Annotated in this window: 15 protein-coding genes and 1 tRNA gene; 8 read left to right on the plus strand and 8 right to left on the minus strand. The window is 70.4% G+C overall.

Annotated features, from left to right (window positions below):
* Positions 1-203: 203 nt before the first annotated feature.
* The 6 genes from hpnA (at position 204) to WYO_RS09730 (ending at position 7,227) form a co-directional block, all read left to right on the plus strand.
* Positions 204-1,232, plus strand: coding sequence for a hopanoid-associated sugar epimerase (gene hpnA, locus WYO_RS09705; RefSeq protein WP_039902645.1), 1,029 nt, complete (start codon positions 204-206; stop codon positions 1,230-1,232).
* Positions 1,229-2,125, plus strand: a complete 897-nt coding sequence (hpnC, locus tag WYO_RS09710) for a squalene synthase HpnC (protein WP_007561765.1) — start codon at positions 1,229-1,231, stop codon at positions 2,123-2,125. Before hpnA ends, hpnC begins: the two co-directional genes overlap by 4 nt.
* On the plus strand, positions 2,122-2,973 hold the full coding sequence (hpnD, locus tag WYO_RS09715) for a presqualene diphosphate synthase HpnD (protein ID WP_007561767.1): 852 nt from the start codon (positions 2,122-2,124) through the stop codon (positions 2,971-2,973). The genes hpnC and hpnD overlap by 4 nt, the downstream gene beginning before the upstream one ends.
* A complete protein-coding gene (hpnE, locus tag WYO_RS09720) occupies positions 2,970-4,289 on the plus strand; it encodes a hydroxysqualene dehydroxylase HpnE (protein WP_047170777.1) in 1,320 nt (439 codons plus the stop codon). Before hpnD ends, hpnE begins: the two co-directional genes overlap by 4 nt.
* Positions 4,290-4,331: 42 nt before the next feature.
* The gene (gene shc / locus WYO_RS09725) at positions 4,332-6,329 is read left to right on the plus strand and encodes a squalene--hopene cyclase (RefSeq protein ID WP_007561772.1); all 1,998 of its coding nucleotides are present in this window, start codon (positions 4,332-4,334) and stop codon (positions 6,327-6,329) included.
* 187 nt (positions 6,330-6,516) lie between these two features.
* The gene (locus WYO_RS09730) at positions 6,517-7,227 is read left to right on the plus strand and encodes a phosphorylase (protein ID WP_039902658.1); all 711 of its coding nucleotides are present in this window, start codon (positions 6,517-6,519) and stop codon (positions 7,225-7,227) included.
* Between the two features lie 219 nt (positions 7,228-7,446).
* Here the strand turns inward: WYO_RS09730 and WYO_RS09735 are convergent, their stop codons facing one another.
* Entirely contained in the window at positions 7,447-8,991 is a 1,545-nt protein-coding gene (locus tag WYO_RS09735) for a Do family serine endopeptidase (protein WP_007561776.1), read from the minus strand.
* 335 nt (positions 8,992-9,326) lie between these two features.
* On the opposite strand from WYO_RS09735, the gene WYO_RS09740 reads away from it, so the two are divergent.
* Entirely contained in the window at positions 9,327-9,704 is a 378-nt protein-coding gene (locus WYO_RS09740) for a hypothetical protein (protein ID WP_007561781.1), read from the plus strand.
* A gap of 24 nt (positions 9,705-9,728) precedes the next feature.
* On the opposite strand, the gene WYO_RS09745 is transcribed toward WYO_RS09740, so the two are convergent.
* The 7 genes from WYO_RS09745 to WYO_RS09775 all read right to left on the minus strand — a co-directional run bounded on the left by WYO_RS09745 (position 9,729) and on the right by WYO_RS09775 (position 16,969).
* Positions 9,729-10,100, minus strand: a complete 372-nt coding sequence (locus WYO_RS09745) for a type II toxin-antitoxin system VapC family toxin (RefSeq protein ID WP_007561783.1) — start codon at positions 10,098-10,100, stop codon at positions 9,729-9,731.
* Complete coding sequence (locus tag WYO_RS09750) at positions 10,097-10,291, minus strand: type II toxin-antitoxin system VapB family antitoxin (RefSeq protein WP_007561784.1); 195 nt, start codon at positions 10,289-10,291, stop codon at positions 10,097-10,099. Before WYO_RS09750 ends, WYO_RS09745 begins: the two co-directional genes overlap by 4 nt.
* A 318-nt stretch (positions 10,292-10,609) precedes the next feature.
* On the minus strand, positions 10,610-13,327 hold the full coding sequence (locus tag WYO_RS09755; protein WP_007561786.1) for a valine--tRNA ligase: 2,718 nt from the start codon (positions 13,325-13,327) through the stop codon (positions 10,610-10,612).
* Between the two features lie 114 nt (positions 13,328-13,441).
* Complete coding sequence (locus tag WYO_RS09760; protein ID WP_039902662.1) at positions 13,442-13,966, minus strand: DUF2497 domain-containing protein; 525 nt, start codon at positions 13,964-13,966, stop codon at positions 13,442-13,444.
* A gap of 198 nt (positions 13,967-14,164) precedes the next feature.
* Positions 14,165-15,826 (minus strand): TolC family outer membrane protein, encoded by a 1,662-nt coding sequence (locus WYO_RS09765; protein WP_039902648.1) that lies wholly within the window; start codon positions 15,824-15,826, stop codon positions 14,165-14,167.
* Positions 15,827-16,554: 728 nt separating this feature from the next.
* A complete protein-coding gene (locus WYO_RS09770) occupies positions 16,555-16,866 on the minus strand; it encodes an ETC complex I subunit (protein ID WP_007561800.1) in 312 nt (103 codons plus the stop codon).
* A 26-nt stretch (positions 16,867-16,892) separates the two neighbouring features.
* A tRNA-Pro gene (locus WYO_RS09775) sits at positions 16,893-16,969 on the minus strand.
* A 450-nt stretch (positions 16,970-17,419) separates the two neighbouring features.
* On the opposite strand from WYO_RS09775, the gene WYO_RS09780 reads away from it, so the two are divergent.
* Positions 17,420-18,358: an SMP-30/gluconolactonase/LRE family protein gene (locus WYO_RS09780; RefSeq protein WP_007561802.1), complete on the plus strand. Its 939-nt coding sequence runs from the start codon at positions 17,420-17,422 to the stop codon at positions 18,356-18,358.
* Positions 18,359-18,483: the final 125 nt, after the last annotated feature.

The following is an 18,483-nucleotide window of genomic DNA, read 5'->3' on the forward strand; positions in this document are numbered from 1 at the left end:
CGCCACCATCGTCAAGACCGCGCTGGCGACTTTGCCGGAGCGCAAGGAAGGCCGCTCGCGCCTGCGCCTGGCCTGATCCCGGCGCGAGCGGGCGGGGGACGCGGGTCCGCGCCTCGCTTGCCGCCCGGACGGTTCGATGACACAAGCGCGGCGCGGCGGGGTCCCCCGCCCGCGCCGGCATTCCGCAACGCTTTGAACATGTGATGGTAGAGGCCACTTCCTCCGGCCCGTCCGAGGTCGGCCCCGTGCTGATCACCGGCGCGAGCGGGTTCCTCGGTTCAGCCCTGGTCGACGTGTTCCGCCGGGCCGGCTTCCCGGTGCGCATCCTCGTGCGCGCGTCGAGCCCGCGCCGGAACCTGACCTGGACCGACGTCGAGATCGCCGAGGGCGACATGCGCGACCCGGCGGCCGTGGCCGCCGCCATGCGCGGCCAGCGCTACCTGATCCACGCCGCCGCCGATTACCGGCTCTGGGCGCCGGATATGGAAGAGATCGTCCGCACCAACCGCGACGGCACCCGCCTGATGATGCGCGCGGCCCTCGATGCGCAAGTCGAGCGGGTGGTCTACACGTCGAGCGTCGCCACCATCAAACCACCGGCCGACGGGGTCACCCCCTCCGACGAGACCATGCCGCTGACGCCCGAGACCGCCATCGGCGCCTACAAGCGCAGCAAGGTCGTGGCCGAGCGCGTGGTCGAGGAGATGATCGCCCGGGACGGCTTGCCGGCGGTGATCGTCAACCCGTCGACGCCGATCGGTCCCCGGGACGTCAAGCCGACGCCGACCGGCCGGATCATCCAGGAGGCGGCGCTCGGCAAGATGCCGGCCTTCGTCGATACCGGGCTCAACCTCGCCCATGTCGACGACGTCGCCCAGGGCCACCTGCTCGCTCTGCGCAAGGGCCGGATCGGTGAGCGCTACATCCTCGGCGGCGAGGACGTGTTCCTGTCGCAGATGCTCGCCGACATCGCCGGCATGGTCGGCCGCAAGCCGCCGACCGTGAACCTGCCGCGGGCTGCGGTCTACCCGGTGGCGTTCTTCGCCCAGCTCGCGGCCCGGGTCACCGGCCGCCAGCCGTTTGCAACCATCGACGGCATCCGCATGTCCCGTTACCGGATGTTCTTCTCCGACAAGAAGGCCCGGGCGGAGCTGGGCTATACGGCGCGGCCCTATCGCGAGGGCCTGTCCGACGCGATCACGTGGTTCCGCCAAGCCGGGTATCTCGGATGAGCCAGCTCGATACCGCGACCGCGGCGCGCTCCGGCAAGGGCCACCGCGACGAGAACTTTCCGGTCGCCTCGCACCTGATCCACCCGCGCCACCGCGGCGCGATCCTGGCCTTCTACAATTTTGTGCGCGCCGGCGACGACGTGGCCGACCACGCGGACCTTACGTCCGAGCGCAAGCTCGCGCTGCTCGACCGGCTGGCCGATGCCCTCACCGGCGCCGGCCCGTCCGATCCCGAGGCGGAGCCGCTCAAGCGCGAGCTCGCCGCACGGGGCCTGCCGCCCCGTCACGCGCTCGAACTGCTCGACGCGTTCCGGATGGACGCGCGCAAGAACCGCACGGCCAACTGGGACGAGCTGATCCATTATTGCCGCTACTCAGCGATGCCGGTCGGGCGCTTCGTGCTCGACGTGCACGGCGAGGACCCGGCCCGGGTCTGGCCGGCCTCCGACGCGATCTGCGCGGCGCTCCAGATCATCAACCACCTTCAGGATTGCGGCAAGGATTACGCCGACCTCGACCGGGTCTACCTCCCGCAGGACGCCCTCGACCGGCACGGCGCCACGGTGGCGATGCTCGGGGCGCCGCAGGCGAGCCCGCCTCTCCGGGCGGTGATCGCCGAGCTGGCGCAGCGCTGCCTCGACCTGCTCGAGGAGGGCGCCGTCCTGCCGGACCTGATCGACGATCTGCGGCTCTCCCTGGAGATCGCCGCGATCCATCGCCTCGCCGTGGTGCTCGCCAAGGGGCTGACCGCGCGCGATCCGCTCTCGGAAAAAGTCCATCACGGCAAGGCCGCCTTCGCGCTCACCGCGCTCGGCGGCGTCGCCGCCACCCTGGCGCGCCGGCCCTTCCGGGGCCGGATCGTGCGGGGCGCGGCTCAGGGAATCCGCTCGTGAGCGCCACCGCGACCACCGCCCCCGCCGAGGATTCCGCTGCCCCGGCCCTGCCGGCCGCCGGCTCCTCGTTCTACACGGCCATGCGCCTGCTCCCGAAGGAGCGGCGCGAGGCGATGTATGCCGTCTACGCCTTCTGCCGCGCCGTCGACGACGTCGCCGACGATGGCGGCCCCCGGGCGGTGCGCCAGGTCGAGCTCGACCGCTGGCGCGCCGACATCGACGCGCTCTATGCCGGCCGGCCGGCGCCGCGGGTGCGCGACCTCGTCGAGCCCGTGCGCCGCTACGACCTCAAGCGCGAGGATTTCCAGGCCGTCATCGACGGCATGGAAATGGATGCGGTCGAGGACATCGTCGCCCCCGGCGCCGAGACCCTGGACCTCTACTGCGACCGGGTCGCGAGCGCGGTCGGGCGGCTGTCGGTGCGGATCTTCGGCATGCCGGAGGCGGACGGGATCCGGCTCGCCTGGCACCAGGGCCGGGCGCTCCAGCTCACCAACATCCTCCGGGACATCGACGAGGATGCCGAGCGCGGGCGCCTCTACCTGCCCCGGGAGAAGCTGGCCGCCATCGGCCTGACCGATCCGACCCCCATGGAGGCGATCAGCCATCCGCGCATCGGCGAGGTCTGCCTGTCGGTGGCCCGGGAGGCCGAGGAGCATTACCAGGCGACCTGGGAGATCATCCGGCGCAGCCCGCGCAAGGCGACCAAGGCCGCCCGGCTGATGGCCGCGGCCTACCACCTCTACCTCAAGGCGGTAATCGCGCGCGGCTGGGCGATGCCCCGCGCCCGGGTGAAGCCCGGCAAGCTCGCGCTGCTCGCCGTCGTCCTCCGGCATGGCCTGATCTGATGGGACGCATCCACGTCGTCGGTGCCGGCCTGGCCGGCCTCTCCGCGGCCGTCGCGCTGGCCGAGACCGGCGCCCAGGTGGTGCTGCACGAGGCCGCCAAGCAGGCCGGCGGGCGCTGCCGCTCCTATTACGATCCGGCCCTCGGGCTGACCATCGACAACGGCAACCACCTGCTGCTGTCGGGCAATGCCGACGCGCTGGGCTTCCTCAAGACCGTCGGCGCCCCCGCCGACGCGCTCGTCGGCCCCGACGAGGCAGCGTTCGACTTCGCCGACCTGAAGACCGGCGAGACCTGGCGCCTGCGCCCCAATGCCGGGCGGCTGCCCTGGTGGGTAATGAGCCCGTCGCGGCGCGTCCCCGGCACCCGGGCCCGGGACTATCTCGCCCCGCTCGGGATCCTGCGCGCGGCCTCCGGCAAGCCGGAGGGTGCGGGCGGCACGATCGGCGAGAGCATGGCCTGCGAGGGCGATCTCTACGCCCGGCTCTGGCACCCGGTCCTGCTGGCCGCGCTCAACACCGAGCCACGGGACAGCGATGTCGGGCTGGCCGCCCGGATCCTGCGCGAGACCCTGGGTGCCGGCGGCAAGGCCTGCCGCCCGCTGGTGGCGGTCGAGGGCCTGTCCTACGCCTTCGTGGACCCGGCCCTGCGCTACCTGACCGCCCGGGGCTGCGAGATCCGCGTCGGCCGGCGCCTGCGCGGTCTCGAGGGGGCAGACAGCCGCGTCGGGCAGCTCCTGTTCTCCGACGGCCCCGAGCCGATCGGCCCCGAGGACGGAATCGTGCTCGCCCTGCCGCCCTGGGTGGCCCGAGAGGTGTTGCCCGGTCTCCTCGCCCCGCTGGAATTCCGCTCCATCGTGAACGCGCATTTCGCCCTGGCGCCGAAGCCCGGCAGCCCGCTCGTTCTCGGCGTCGTAAACGCCCTCACGGAGTGGCTTTTCGCCTATCCGGACCGGTACTCGGTCACGATTAGCGGTGCAGACCGGCTCCTCGACGTGCCCCGGGAAGACCTGGCCCGCCAGATCTGGGGGGAGATCGCACAGTTGTGCAGTCTTGCCCCGGAACTGCCCAGCTGGCAGATCGTAAAGGAGAAGCGTGCGACCTTCGCGGCGACGCCGGCCGAGGCCGCGCGTCGTTCGGGGGCCGAAACCGCCTACGAAAATCTCGTCCTGGCAGGCGATTGGACCGCCACCGGTCTGCCATCGACGATCGAGGGAGCGATCCGCTCGGGCAAGACGGCCGCGCGTGCGCTGCGTCACGGATCCTCCGTGCGCGCCGGGCTACGCGCGCCGGTACCAGGCGCATTGGGCGCCGCTTGAGGCATGGCGGCCGCGTCGCAGCGGCCGTTCGAGGCGAGGACCATGAGAGAGGCCGTAAGCAAGGTCGAGCCGCTTCAGCGCTCGAAGACCCAGGGGATCTCGCTCGACGACGTCGAGCGCGGCGTGGCGCAGGCGACGCGCTCGCTGATCAACCTGGCGCATGACGACGGGCATATCTGCTTCGAGCTCGAGGCGGATGCCACGATCCCGTCCGAATACGTCCTGTTCCACCATTTCCGCGGCACGCCGGTTCCCGACGGCCTCGAGGCCAAGATCGGCAATTACCTGCGCCGCACCCAAGGCCGGCACGGCGGCTGGGCCCTCGTCCACGAGGGTCCGTTCGACATGAGCTGCACGGTCAAGGCGTATTTCGCGCTCAAGATGATCGGCGAGGATATCGAGGCGCCGTATATGCGCCGGGCCCGCGAGGCGATCCTGTCCCGCGGCGGCGCCGCCAACGCCAACGTCTTCACCCGCTTCATGCTGGCCCTCTACGGCGAGGTGCCCTGGCGCGCCGTGCCGGTGATGCCCGTGGAGGTGATGTTCCTGCCGAAGTGGTTCCCGTTCCACCTCGACAAGATCAGCTACTGGGCCCGCACCACCGTGGTGCCGCTGTTCGTGCTCCAGGCGACCAAGCCGCGCGCCCGCAACCCGCGCGGGATCAGCGTCCAGGAGCTGTTCATCACCCCGCCCGAGAGCGTCCGCACCTGGCCGGGCTCGCCGCACGCCACCTGGCCGTGGACGCCGATCTTCGGCTTCATCGACCGGATGCTGCAGTTGGTCGAGGACCGCCTGCCGCGCAAGAGCCGCCAGCGGGCCATGGAGAAGGCCCGCGCCTGGGTCAGCGAGCGCCTGAACGGCGAGGATGGGCTGGGGGCGATCTTCCCCGCCATGGTCAACTCGGTGCTGATGTACGAGGTGATGGGCTACCGGCCCGATCACCCGCAGGTGCGGGTGGCCTGCGACGCCATCGAGAAGCTCGTGGTCGAGAAGGCCGACGAGGCCTACGTCCAGCCCTGCGTCTCGCCGGTCTGGGATACGGCGCTGGCTAGCCACGCCCTGCTCGAGGCCGGCGGCCCCGAGGCCGAGGCCCAGGCCCGCGCCGGCCTCGACTGGTTGAAGCCCCGCCAGGTGCTCGACATCGTCGGCGACTGGGCGGCGCGCAAGCCGAAGGTCCGCCCCGGCGGCTGGGCGTTCCAGTACGCCAACCCCCATTATCCCGATCTCGACGACACCGCCGTTGTGGTGATGGCGATGGACCGGGCCATGCGCCAGCACGGGCTGGTCGCCGGCATGCCGGACTATAAAGCCTCGATCGCCCGCGCGCGGGAATGGGTCGAGGGCCTGCAGTCGGAGGATGGTGGCTGGGCGGCGTTCGATGCCGACAACAACCACATGTACCTCAACCACATCCCGTTCTCGGACCACGGGGCGCTGCTCGACCCGCCGACCGCGGACGTGACCGCCCGCGTGGTCGGGATGCTGGCGCAGCTCGGCGAGACCCGAGAGACCTCCCGGGCGCTCGATCGCGGCGTGAACTACCTGCTGAACGACCAGGAGGAGGACGGCTCCTGGTACGGCCGCTGGGGCATGAACTTCATCTACGGCACCTGGTCGGTGCTGTGCGCCCTGAACGCCGCCGGGGTCGATTCCGCCGATCCGCGGATCCAGCGGGCGGTGTCGTGGCTGATCCGCATCCAGAACCCGGATGGCGGCTGGGGCGAGGACGCCTCCTCGTACAAGATCGACCCGGCCTTCGAGGCGGGCTCGTCCACGGCCTCGCAGACCGCCTGGGCGCTGCTCGCCCTGATGGCGGCCGGCGCGGTCGACGACCCGGCCGTGACCCGCGGGATCAACTTCCTGACCCGCACGCAGGGGGCGGACGGGTTCTGGAACGAGGAGCGCTACACCGCCACCGGCTTCCCGCGGGTGTTCTACCTGCGGTACCATGGCTACCCGAAGTTCTTCCCGCTCTGGGCGATGGCCCGCTATCGCAACCTCAAGCGCACCAACAGCCGCCGCGTCCAGTTCGGCATGTGACGCGCCCGGCGCCGGCCCCCGGGCCGGCGCCACCGTTCGGGACGACGCCGGAGCGGATCGCAACCTCCTCCCGCCCGCGAACCCCGGTATCCCGCACGTGGCCACCTCCGACGACGATCCCGCGGCGCCGGCCCCCCGGCGCTCGCGGCTCCTTGCGGAGCTCGCCGGACTGGTCCACCAGCGCGCCATGATCGATCCCGCCGCACCCGTCCTCGCCGTCACCGGTCTCGCCCGCGAGCGCCGTCTCGCGGCCGGGGAGGGGGTCGAGGCGGTCGGCGCCGGCGGCAACCCGCACCGCCTCCGTCAGCTCCTCGACGCCCGCCCGCAGCCCGGCTGCCGGGCGGTGATCAGCTTCGGCATCGCGGGCGGCCTCGACCCGTCCCTGAAACCCGGCGACGTGGTGGTCGGGACGGGAATCGTCGGCGAGGAAGGCCGGCGCGCGGCCGATCTCGACCTCTCGGCCACCCTCCTCAACGCCCTTGCGGGGATCGGCCCCCGGGTGATCCCCGCCGACCTCGCAGGCGTCGACACCGCGATCCTCGGTGTCGACGGCAAGGCGGAGCTGCGCGCCCAGACCGGCGCCGCCGCCGTCGACATGGAATCCCACGTGGCCGCCGCCTTCGCGGGCCGCCACGGCCTACCTTTCGCGGCCCTGCGGGTGATCTGCGACCCCGCCAACCAGGCGCTCCCGGCCTTCGCGGCCCAGGCGCTCACCCCGGACGGCGAGCCCGATATCGCCGCGGTGTTCTTCGCCTTCGCCCGGGGACGGGCCAGGATTGGCGACCTGATGCGTTTGGCGCGCGACTCCAACGCGGCCTTCGCGTCGTTGGGGAAGTGCCGAACGCGGTTGGGGAAGGGGCTCGGGATCCCGACGCCGTCGCAACCGGTGTCCGGCTGATAGACCAGCAATCACGCGCGCCCTTTCCGAACGCGGGGGCCCTCGGTCGCTCGGCGCGCGACGACGACGCGAAACTGGAGGCCCGGAGAAGACATCCGGCCCCGCGTCAAGTCTGACGTCTGAACAAAAAAAGACGCCGACCTCTTCGGCCGGCGTCTGTCAGGCGGATGCGTCGCCCGGCGCGGGAGACCTGAATCCCGCGCCGGGTGGGAACCGGCCTCAGCCGGCGTTCTTGCTCAGCGACACCGCCACGAAGCGGGTCTGGCCCTTGCCGCTCTTGACCCGCATCAGCACGGCCTTTCGGCCGCTCGATTCCGCCGCGCGGATCTGCGCCGCGACGTCGGCCGGGCGGGACACACTCTGCCCGCCGACATCGAGGATCACGTCACCGGCCTCGATGCCCTTGGCGGCGGCCGGGCCGTCCGGATCGACCTGGACCACGGCGACGCCCTGCTCGGACAGGCCGACATCGGCGGCCGGCGCGAGGTTCAGGCCGAGCCGCGGCTGGCCGTTGCCCGAATCGTCCTCGCGGCTGGCGACCTTGGTGCCGTCGGTCGGCATGGCGCCGAGCGTCACCGTCGCCGTGTCGGCCTTGCCGCCGCGCAGGTAGCCCAGCTCGACCTTGGCGCCGGGCTTCATGCTGGCGATCCGGCGCGACAGCTCGCGGGCGCTGTCCACCGTGTCGCCGTTGACCTTCTCGATCACGTCGCCGGCCTTCAGGCCGGCCTTGGCCGCCGGGGTGCCGCTCTCGGCATGATCCACCAGGGCGCCCTTCGCCTTGTCGAGCCCGAGCCCCTCGGCGATGTCCTGCGTCACCGGCTGGATCTGGACGCCGAGATAGCCGCGGGCGACCTTGCCGTCGGTGCGGAGCTGGTCGACCACCGCCTGCACGGTCTCGGCCGGGATCGCGAAGGCCAGGCCGACGCTGCCGCCGGACGGCGACGCGATGGCGGTGTTCACGCCGACCACCTCGCCGTTGACGTTGAAGGTCGGGCCGCCGGAATTGCCCTTGTTGATCGGGGCGTCGATCTGCAGGAAGTCGTCGTAGGGGCCGGCGCCGATGTCGCGGCCGCGGGCCGAGACGATGCCGGCCGTGACGGTGCCGCCGAGGCCGAAGGGGTTGCCGATCGCCACCACCCAGTCGCCGACCTGCGGGGCGGTCTTGCCGAACTGGACGTAGGGGAAGTTCGAGCCCTCGTTGATCTTCAGGAGCGCGACGTCGGTCTTGGCATCCTTGCCGATGACCTTGGCGTCGAGGGTGCGGCCGTCGTCGAGGGTCACCTGCACGGTCTTGGCATGGTCGACCACGTGGTTGTTGGTCACCACGTAACCGTCGGCCGAGATGATGAAGCCGGAGCCGACGGCGCCGCGCGAGCCCTGGCGCTGCTGCGGCTGGGCCGGCATGCCGCCCGGGCCGTTCTGGCCGAAGCGCCGGAAGAACTCGCGCAGCTGCGGCGGCACGTTCTGGAGGTTGCGGCCCTGGCTCGGCCCGTCATCGTCGTCGCTGCTCGCCGAATCGTCGAGCTTGACCTTCACCGAGACGACGCCCGGCTTCACCTTGTTGACGATGCCGGCGAAGGAGCCGGGCGGATGCTCCGGGGCCTCGATCGGGGTCTTGGGCAGGGCCTGGGCGAAGGCCGGGGTCACGGAGGGGAGGGTGCTGCCCAGGGCGCCGCCGGCGATCAGCGCGGCAGCCGCCACCGAGGCGAGGGCGCGGCGCGAGGTCCGGCCGGCGATCGGGTTTTGAGGACGGGTCTCGGTCATGGGGATCGCAACCTCTTGGAACGGATCGGGACGCCGCCGGGAACGCGGCGGTCGATGCGATCGGTCTAACGGGCGGCGCCTGACCCCGGCGTGGCGGTCAAATTACGGTTTGGACATGTGCGCCAGCTCCGCAACGACGAGGTTGTCGTGTCCGGCTCCCGGAGGGCGATCAGGCAAAGCCAAGTCTCGTTGGCGGCTCGGGAAGACTCCGCGGCTTGTGCCGCCTGTCACCGGCGCTTCCGGAAAGGTGCGATAGGGTCCGATCGATCCCGGCAGGCGGCCGTAACCTTCGGTCCTGTCGGTCGGCGCCGCGTGAGATGCGTGAGGGTGGGGCGATGAGAACGGTGTTTGCGGTTGCCATTCTGGTCGGATCGACCATCGGGGCGATGGCGGCCGATGGGTACGGGGATTATCGGAGCTACTTCGATGAAAAGCCCGCTGCCGGCGATCGGACCAAGCTGAAACCCACGAAGACGAAGCGCCATCCCATCGAAGACGTCGATACGCGGCGCTACGACGACGGCGTCGCGGCGAAGAACCCGGACAATCTGAAGTTAGGCTACAGGAACCGCGCCGGAATCTACGTGCCGCCCGACTATTCCACCCATCCGCGCGGCTCGGCCGGGGACGGCTTCGGCGGTTCGACCGCCGAATCGTATGGCAGCTTCAGCGCGCCCAATCCCTTCGTGGGCCCGCTCGGCACGCGCCGTTGAGGCGAAACCTGGACGCCCCCGGCCTTAATGGGGCGCGTGGTATGACAGGCCGAGCCGTTCGCTCACGGCGGCCAGGCGTTTGTCCCGTGTCCAGATCCGGGAGCCGGGCATCAGCTTCGCCGACGCCAGGAGATGTGCATCGACGTATCCGATGCCCAGGCCGTGCAGGGCCTGTTCCGTAATGAGGTGCATCACGTCATCGGGCTCGGCGATTGGGGCCGACGGCATCCGTTCCAGCAGGGTCAGAACAGTGGTGCGGTCCCGCAGGCTTCCCAAGGCGAGTTCGCCGATCACGAAGGGATGAACGCGCTGGCGGCCGTCACCGAGGAGCGCGATGAGCGTCGGGTCGGCCTCTCGCAGGTGATCGATCCAGACGCTCGTGTCGATGACGATCACGCTTCGGAGCGTCGACGCGGCGCGGCTTTGGCTGTCGGATCGCTGCCGCCGAGCAGGGCCATCCGTCGGGACGTCTCTCTCTGGATCAACGCCCGCAGGGCTTCGCGCAGGAGTTCCGACCGCTCGCTGATGCCGCTGTACCGTTGGGCGTCGGCGACGAGTTTATCATCGAGATCGATCGTCGTACGCATGGGCAGCCCTCGTCGACGGCATCATATAGCAGATCCGACGATGCGGCCGAAGATGCGTGGCGAAGCTGTGCAGGCCCGCGGCTGATCGACGTCGCGGTCGTCGCAGACCCGGCCCCGCAATTGCGCGTCTCAGCGACAACGGGCGGTACTTCCGATCCACTCTTGAACCGAAGCTCGTCTTGGAGCCCCTCACGATACGCCCGCCGTGCCGTCGCACCCGGAGGGAGATCTCTCGATGATCCGGTGTGTCGTGAGGGGGGCCCAGTTGCGGCCGGAGCGAGCCCGTATTGAGCCGTTCGCTCCAGCCGCGCCAGCGGCCTAATCCCCGCTGAGCCGGGCCAGCGCTTCCTCGATCTTCACGAGCCGCGCCGCCTCGGCCTCCCGGCGCTCGCGGTTCTCCTCGATGATCTCCTCGGGGGCGCGGGCGACGAAATCGGCGTTGCCGAGCTTGGCGTCGATCTTCTTGATCTCGCCCTGCGCCTTGCCCTGCTCCTTCTTCAGGCGCGCGACCTCGGCGGCGAGGTCGACGATGCCTTCGAGCGGCAGGGCCGCGACGCTGCCGCGCACGAGAAGCTGCACCGAGTTCTTCGGCGGCGTCTCCGAAAAGGTGATCTCGGAGAGCCGGGCCAGCCGCAGCAGCGTGTCCCGCCAGGCCTCGACCCGGGCGCGGACCTCGGGGGACGCCGCGACCATCACCAGGGGGATCTGCGCGGCGGCCGGGACGCTGGTCTCGGAGCGGGCCGAGCGGACCTGGGTGACGAGATCGACCACGAAGCCGACCTCGGCCTCGGCACCCGCATCCGCGAGCCCGGCCAGATCCGGCCAGGCCGCGAGGGTCAGGAGGCCGCGCTCGGGCAGTGCCGCGCCCTTGATCGCCCAGAGTTCCTCCGTAAGGAACGGCATGAACGGGTGCAGCAGCTTGGCGACCTGATCGATCAGGAACGCCACCGTCGCCTGGGTCTCGGCCCGGACGGCCGGATCCACGCCCTCGCCCTGGAGCACGGGCTTGGCCAGCTCGAGATACCAGTCGCAGAAGATGTTCCAGACGAACCGGTAGGCGGCGCTCGCCGCATCGTTGAACCGGTAGGCTTCGAGGGCCGCCGTCACCTCGCCCACGGCCCGGGCGGCCTCGGTGAGCGCCCAGCGGTTGATCGCCCCGGTGATCGCCCGCGGGTCGTAGGCGGGATCGAGCTGGCAGCCGTTCAGCTCGGCGAAGCGGGCGGCGTTCCAGAGCTTGGTCGCGAAGTTGCGGTAGCCCTGGACCCGGTCGGTGGACAGCTTGATGTCGCGGCCCTGGACCGCGAGCGCGCAGAGGGTGAAGCGCAGGGCATCGGCCCCGACCTGATCGATCAGCTCGAGGGGATCGACGACGTTGCCCTTCGACTTCGACATCTTGGCGCCGGAGGCGTCGCGCACCAGCGTGTGCAGGTAGACCGTGTCGAACGGCGCCCGGTCGGTGAGGTGCAGGCCCATCATCATCATCCGGGCGACCCAGAAGAACAGGATGTCCTTGCCGGTGACCAGGGCGTTGGTCGGGTAGAAGCGGGCGAGTTCCGGGGTCGAATCCGGCCAGCCCAGGGTCGAGAACGGCCACAGCGCGGAGGAGAACCACGTGTCGAGGACGTCCTCGTCGCGGGTCAGGGTCACCGGCTTGCCGTGCTTCGCCGCGGCCAGGGCCAGGGCCTCGGCCTCGCTCTCCGCCACGAAGATCCCACCCTCGTCATCGTACCAGACCGGGATCTGGTGGCCCCACCAGAGCTGGCGCGAGATGCACCAGGGCTCGATATTGGTGAGCCACTGGAAGAAGATCTTCTCGTAGTTCTCGGGGACGAACTTGGTCTGGCCGTCGCGCACCGCCTGGAGCGCGCGCTCGGCCAGCGGCTTGACGTTCACGTACCATTGGTCGGTGAGATAGGGCTCGATGACCACGCCCGAGCGGTCGCCGTGCGGCACCGCATGGGTGTTCGGCTCGATGGCGCGCAGGCGCCCGCGCGCCTCCATCAGGGCGACGACCTCCTTGCGCGCCTGCGCCCGGTCGAGCCCGTGAAGCGCCAGGGCCTCGGGCTCGGGCGACGCGTCGGCCAGGAACGCCGCATTGCCGTCGAGCAGCATCCGGCCCTCGGGATCGAGGATGTTGATCACCCCGAGATTGCGCCGCCGGCCGACATCGAAGTCGTTGAAATCGTGGGCGGGCGTAATCTTGACCGCGCCGGTGCCCTTCTCGGGATCCGAATATTCGTCGGCGACGATCGGGATCAGGCGGCCGACCAGGGGCAGGCGGACCAGCTTGCCGACGAGCGCCGTGTAGCGCGCATCCTCGGGATGGACCGCGATGCCGGTATCGCCCAGCATCGTCTCGGGCCGGGTGGTGGCGACCGTGATGATCTCGCCGGTCTCGGCCCCGGTCTCATCCACCACCGGATAGTCGAAGTGCCAGAGATGGCCCTTGGTCTCGATCTGCTGGACCTCGAGGTCCGAGATCGCGGTCTGGAACTTCGGATCCCAGTTCACCAGCCGCTTGTCGCGGTAGATCAGCCCCTGGCGGTGCAGGTCCACGAAGGTCTTGAGCACGGCGCGGCTCAGGCCCTCGTCCATGGTAAAGCGCTCCCGCGACCAGTCGCAGGAGGCGCCGAGCCGCTTGAGCTGGTTGACGATCGCGCCGCCGGATTCGGCCTTCCAGGTCCAGACCTTCTCGACGAAGGCCGCACGGCCGATCTCGCGGCGGCCGGGCTCCTGGCGCTCCATCATCCGGCGCTCGACCACCATCTGGGTGGCGATGCCGGCGTGGTCGGTGCCGGGCTGCCAGAGCACGTCCTTGCCGCGCATCCGCTCGAACCGGCACAGCACGTCCTGGAGCGTGTTGTTGAGCGCGTGGCCCATATGCAGCGAGCCCGTCACGTTCGGCGGCGGGATCACGATGCAGTAGGGCGGGGCGCCGGCGCGCTCGGGCCGGCCGGCGCGGAAGGCGTCCGCCTCAGCCCAGGCGGCGGAGATCCGCGCCTCGACGGAGGCGGGCTCGAAGGTCTTGTCCATCATCGCGGGTATGGGCCGGCGCTCGTCCAACAGGTTGGACCCGCTTTCGACCGTCAGGCCGCGTCCGTCAACACGCGCCCGGCACCGGGCAGACCCCCGGGCGGGCGGGCCGGCCGCTCAGCGGCCGCGCGAGACCCGCTCGATCTCGGCGCGCACCAGCCGCTCGACCACGGCCGGCAGGTTGTCGTCGAGCCAGGACTTCAGCATCGGCCGGAGCATCTCCTTGACCAGATCCTCGAGGGTGCGGGCGTTCTGGGTCAGGACCGTGTGGGCCAGCAGGTTGAAGGCGCCGTTGACGCTGGCGTCGGTCGCCGGCGAGATCAGGGTCTCGGCCTCAGGCTCCGGCCGCGGCGGGGCCTGGAAGACCGGCTCCGGCTGCGGCGGCGGGTTCGGCCGCGCGGGCGGGGGCTCCGGCTCGGGCTCCGGTTCGGCGAAGGCCTCGTCCCCGAAATCGATCGCGTCGAAATCGAGGGGCTCGGGCGTCGGCTCCGGCGGCGGCACGGCGCGGGGCCGCATCACCGGCTCGGCAACCTCGGCGAGGTCGAGCACGTCGTCCGGCTCCGGCGCGGGCGCGACCTCGGCGGGCTTGGCCGCCTGATCGTCCGCGATGATCCTCCGGATCGAGGCCAGGATCTCTTCCATCGAAGGCTCATGCGCCTTCTCGGCAGCCTTGTCCTGGAATTTCGAGTCCGGGATCTTGGGGCTCGCTGCACTCATCAACAGGCGCGCTCGGGCAGGGGATGTTCGGAAGATGACCCGATCGGGCCGCTCGTCAAACAGTATTCCATGCCAATTCGTCGCGGCAAGCGCGCCTGCAACACACTCCCCGTGGAAAAGACCTCAGCGCCCGTCCGGGGTGCGCAGGCCGAACCACAGATCCTTGACCTGGTCGTAGTGGATCTTGGCGCTGTAGTACTCCACCGGCAGGGCGGTGAAGCGGGCGGTGAGCTGCCCGATCGACTGGACCACGCCGTAGGAGAAGATCACCCGGTCGCGCTGGGCCAGGATGAGGTTCACCCGCGAGTTCAGCAATTCCTGCTGCGCGTTGAGCACGTCCAGGGTGGTGCGCTGGCCGACGCGAGCCTCCTCGCGCACGCCGTTCAGCGCCACCTCGTTGGCCTGGACCTGGGCCTGGGCCGCGATGACCTGCGCCTTGGCGGCCTCGAGCCGGCCCCAGAAATCGACGATCTGCGCCCGGACCTGGTCGCGGACCTGATCGACCTGGATGCGGTACTGGCCGACCGTCTCCTTGGCCTGCCGGATCTGCGCGTAGGTCTGGCCGCCCTCGTAGATCGGGATGTTGAGCCGGCCGCCGACGAACCCGACGAAGAAGCTCTGGTTCGGCCCGTTCTGGTCGTAGAGCTGGCTGAGCGAGCCCTGCAGGCTGAGCGACGGCGCGAGTTGGCCTTCCAGGATCTTGACCTGGGCCTCGGCCCCGTCGACCGCGTGGATCGCCGAGACGACCTGCGGATGCTCGCGCAGGCCGATGGCGATCGCCGCGTCGAGGCTGACCGGGACGTAGCGGTCCAGGGGCCGGCCCGGGGCCAGCTGGCGCGGCTCGACGCCGATATTCTGGCGGTAGACGCCGATGCTGGTGCGCAGGGTCGATTCCGCGGCGCTGACCTGGGAGCGCGCGCCGGCGAGCCGGGCTTCCGCCTGGGCGACGTCGGTGCGGGTCACCTCGCCGACGTTGAAGCGGTCGCGCGTCTGGCGCAGCTGCTCCTCGAGAACCTCGACGTTGTTCCGGTTGAGCTCCAGCGTCGCGGTGTTGCTGAGCACGTTCATATACGCCTGGACGGCGTTGTAGAGCACCGTGATCTCGGTGAACCGCAGGGTCTCGCGCTGGCTGTAGACGGTGGATTCGGCCCGACGGACGGAGTTGTCGGTCTGGAAGCCGTTGAAGATGGTCTGCGAGACGGTGAGGCTCGCGCTGCTGGGCAGGTAGGTGGTGCGCGTCGTCCGGTTGGACGTGACGACCTGGGAGGTCACGTCGTTGGTCGTGGTCGCGCCGCCGGCCGCCTGACCGGCGGTGTTCGAGGCCAGGCCGCCCGCCGAGGTGCCGGTGTTGGCGAGCCCGCCCGCGGCGGTACCCGTCCCGATCCCGGTCGTGGCGCCGGCGGCCGCGCCGCCGAGGCCCGAGGCTCCGGCGGAGCCCGCGGTTCCGCCGCCGGTGGTTCCCGTGCTGGCCGTGCTCGCACCCGTGCTGGTCGCCCCGGCGGCCGCGGAAACCGAGCTGCCGCTGCGGGTCTGGAGATACTGCACGCCGATCGAGGCGCCGACATTGACCTGCGGCCGGTAGCCCGACTGCGCGATGGCGACGTTCTCGTCGACCGCGCGGACGCCGGCGCGGCCGGCGTTCAGAGACGGGTTGCCCTGGTAAGCCTTGGCGAGAGCGCTCTCCAATGTCTCGGCAATAGAAGGATTCGTCGCAAAAATCGCGAGTCCGGACGCTATTCCGATGATTCGGAGCGCGGGGCAACTCGCTGGTGGACGTATTGTCACGATAACAAGCCCTTGCGGTCTCTTAACGGTCCGGATGTCCGCCACGAAAACGGCCAAGGTACGGCGTTACGCAGGGATCCGATCAAGCCCGCCCCACCGTCACGCTTAGCGCAAAACCGTCGGTTTGGCTCGGGCTTGCCTGGTGCTGGCGTCGAAATGTGGCGCGTTGGGGCATTAAGGTGACACATGGCGGGCCGGCCCGGGGGCGCACTCGCCACGGCGCTACGGCCGGCATCGCGAACGGCCGTTTCGCCCATGTTTCGAACGGGTTGGCGCTGCTCGGATCGTGCCGCGCCAAGGGAAAGAAAGCCGGTGCCGCCCGACCCGCGGCACGTCTTCCGCGGGCGCGTTCCGGCCGGCACGGGCGAGGTCTGCCGCGTCTGCGCTGTCGTCGGCACGGTCTCGACGTGTCGAGCCGTCCAATGCTGCGGTGAGCCCGGCTTAAGCCGCCTATTTGCCCCGGCAATCTCAGTCTTTCGAGGGCTGACGATACCGCTTTCGGTCCGGCCGTCCCGCGCCGTCGCGGTGGACGCGCCGTGGCCAAGACATCGTAAAGCTCTGGGCCGCGCCTGCCGCACCACCGCTTCGCGACGCTCTCATGGGCGAGAGAGGGCGGGGCGCCATCACAGCGCGGGGAATAGTCGGATCCCCGGAGATCAGGTCCCCGGGGCGACGGCCAGCCGCCTGCCGGTGCCGAACCCGGACGCCGGCATCGATCCGCTGACGGCTCAGTGCGTCCAGGGGGCCGTGCGGTTGAACTTGAAGTTGTCGGAGTAGGACAGGCCCTTGCGGGAGACCGGCTTGGCCGGCTGCTCGACCCGGTAGGCGATGCCTTCGCGCTTGGCGTAGGCCACCGCCTCCTCCTCCGTGTCGAACTCCAGACGGACCTGCTGCATCATGTCGGCCGACCCGTTCCAGCCCATCAGCGGATCGATCTCACGCGGGCTGGTCGGGTCGAATTCCAGGATCCACTGCTTGGTGCGGGCCATGCCCGACTGGGTGGCGTCCCGGGACGGGCGGAAGATGCGGGCGCTCGGCATCTGGTCTCGACAAGCTCCTGATCGAATGGTCGGGGCGATAGGATTCGAACCTACGACCCCCTGGTCCCAAACCAGGTGCGCTACCAGACTGCGCCACACCCCGACACCCCGTTACGGGCTCCGATCCCTAGCGTTTCGCCGGTTCGGGCGCAACGGGGCACCGGGCCACGGGGGGTATCCCGCGCCGGGATTAACCGTCCCGCAGTCGTGGGCCGCTCAAAAATCCCTCGATCACTTGTCAGACAATTCAACGGCGGCTAAGGTCTTTATCGGGACGGCGAGGGCTGATTCTCGCACCGACGAACCGACTGCATATCCATTGGGGGGCGGTGGAGACGCGGCGCGGTGACCAGCGGTGGGGGATCTTGGTCCTCGTCGCTCCCGTGTACGGCGTTGCGCTGCTCATCGCCGGTCCTCGATACGCTGCTTCGATATCCGCAGCGGACGCAGCTCCCTCGACAACGCGGCTCGTTGCGTCTGGCGTCTCCACGGCGATCTTGTATCGCGGTCACGCCGTGGCCGGATTCGCCGGCCGGTGTGAGGAGATCAGCCCGTGTGGACGCCGAGCGCGCTCTATCCCGATCCGGCCGTCGAGATTCTCGACGCTTCGTTCGCCCGCTACCGGGTGTTCAGCGCCGCGGTCGAGCGGCTCGCCACCGGCTTCCGCTGGTGCGAGGGCCCGGTCTGGTTCGGGGACGGGCGCTATCTTCTGTGGAGCGACATCCCCAACAACCGGATCCTGCGCTGGGACGAGGAGAGCAACGCAATCGGCGTGTTCCGCAGGCCGTCGGGATTTGCCAACGGCAACACCCGCGACCGGCAGGGGCGGCTCGTCACCTGCGAGCATGGCGGCCGCCGGATCGTACGCACCGAGTATGACGGGGCGCTCACGGTGCTGGCGGATTCGTTCGACGGCAGACGCCTCAACTCGCCGAACGATGTCGTCACCGCCCGGGACGGTTCGGTCTGGTTCACCGATCCGACCTTCGGCATCGCCGGGTTCTACGAGGGCGAGCGGGCCGAGTCCGAGCTGCCGCAGAACGTCTACCGCCTGGACGCGGAGACCGGCGCCCTGGAGGTGGTCGCGCACGACATCGCCGGGCCGAACGGCCTGTGCTTCTCGCCGGACGAATCGCGTCTCTATCTCGTCGAATCCCGCGGGGAGCCGACCCGGCGCATCGTCGCCTTCGACGTGGTCGGCGGCCGGGCCTTGCGCGACCGCCGGGTCCTGATCGATGCCGGGCCGGGCACGCCGGACGGGATCCGCTGCGATACCGACGGCAACCTCTGGTGCGGCTGGGGCATGGGCGACCACGCCCTCGACGGCGTGATGGTGTTCAACCCGGAGGGCCGCCTGATCGGCCGCATCCGGCTGCCGGAGCGCTGCGCCAATCTCTGCTTCGGCGGCCGCCATCGGAACCGCTTGTTCATGGCGGCGAGCCAGTCGCTCTATGCCCTCTACGTGGACACCCAGGGCTGCGCCGGCAGCTGAGGCCTCGCGGGCGCGGCGGCCCTTTTCGACCATGCTTGACCGGGGCGGGTCGCAGGCCCACCTCCCCACCGCCGGGGCCCGGGGCCTCCTTCCGGATCGCGGATCCCCGAGGAGGCGCCGGGGCT

The sequence above is a fragment of the Methylobacterium sp. GXF4 genome (assembly GCF_000272495.1).
GTDB lineage: Bacteria > Pseudomonadota > Alphaproteobacteria > Rhizobiales > Beijerinckiaceae > Methylobacterium > Methylobacterium brachiatum.